The sequence below is a fragment of the Streptomyces sp. NPDC048496 genome, assembly GCF_043200055.1.
In the GTDB taxonomy this organism is placed as follows: Bacteria; Actinomycetota; Actinomycetes; order Streptomycetales; family Streptomycetaceae; genus Streptomyces.
Map to the genome: position 1 here is coordinate 1 of NZ_JBICXB010000152.1, position 1,106 is coordinate 1,106.

Annotated in this window: 1 protein-coding gene; it reads right to left on the reverse strand. The window is 68.4% G+C overall.

Going from position 1 to position 1,106, the window contains the following annotated elements; translation table 11 throughout:
- Positions 1 to 186 precede the first annotated feature (186 nt).
- Entirely contained in the window at positions 187 to 999 is an 813-nt protein-coding gene (locus tag ACGFSA_RS35260) for a sugar phosphate isomerase/epimerase family protein (protein WP_393310285.1), read from the reverse strand.
- Positions 1,000 to 1,106: the final 107 nt, after the last annotated feature.

The following is a 1,106-nucleotide window of genomic DNA, read 5'->3' on the forward strand; positions in this document are numbered from 1 at the left end:
ACGAAGAGCACTCCGGCGCTGCGCGCCTCCGGGCCAAGGATGGCCTTCACCCCCGCCCTGAAGGGCGGAGCACTGGCCAAGATCAGAGGTAGATGGTGCCGCCCGCCAGCACGAGGACCGCGAAGCGCGCCCATTTGGCCTTGTCGAACCCGGTCTTGGCCGGCGCGGTCTTCATCATGGTGTCCGTCATCGCGCACCTGCCACGGCGTCGGCGGCGGCCAGGCGAGCCGCGGCGAGCTCGCGCATCCGGGCGAGCAGCCCGCGCACGTGGACGACCTGGTCGACGGCCCAGCCGGGCTCCGCGGCAAGCAGGTCGCGCAGCGTCCATCCTTCGGGAAGGCCCGTGGTGCTCAGTTCCCGGTAGGGGATGAAGGGGTCCTCGCCTTCGCTGTGATGGCGGAAGGCGGGCGCGTAGTACAGGTTCTCCTGTTCGAGCGCGAAGGTGATGACCTGCGGCTCGTCGTCGCCGAGCATGAGCAGGTCGAACAACATCCGCGCCCCCGGCAGGTCGTCCTCCGGGCTGCCCTGCAGCACGCCGCGGTGGCCGAACCCGTCGCCCTCAGGAAGGACGTGCACGCCTTTCAGGTGCGCTTGCAGGATGTGCGGGGCCAGCTGGGCCAGGGCGTCCATCGGCCGTTCGCACGCGTTGATCATGTTGCCGAAGTCGAACATCGCATGCAGGCGGGGGTGGCCGACGGTGCGCAGCAGCTGAGCGATCTCGCCGGAGCGCAGTTCTTCGTGCTGCTCGAACGAGAAGTGCAGGCCGTGGGTGTCGGCGAGGTCGCCGAGGCGGCGCAGGTCGTCCTCGATGCGCGACATCACCTGCGACAGCTGCCCTTCGTAACGGGAGTAGACGCGAATGTGCTGGACGCCGAGGATGCCGGCGATCCGGAGGGCCTCGTCCACGGGTTCACGCTCGGTCGTGCTGATCTCGAGGTGCAAGTCCAGGCCGTAGCCGCGGGCACGGGCGGCGAAGGCCCGAAGCCGGTCGTCGTTCATTCGGCTCAGAGTCTGTCGGGTGGCCGGTTGATTACGCTGCGATGAGGTCCTTGATGGTCTTGGTTCGGGCGGTCTTGCGGTGGGATTCATGGCTCCACCGTGATGGC

Bases quoted from the DNA above. Each gene is read 5' to 3' on its own strand.
- ACGFSA_RS35260 (WP_393310285.1), bottom strand. From the start codon at position 999: ATGAACGACGACCGGCTTCGGGCCTTCGCCGCCCGTGCCCGCGGCTAC.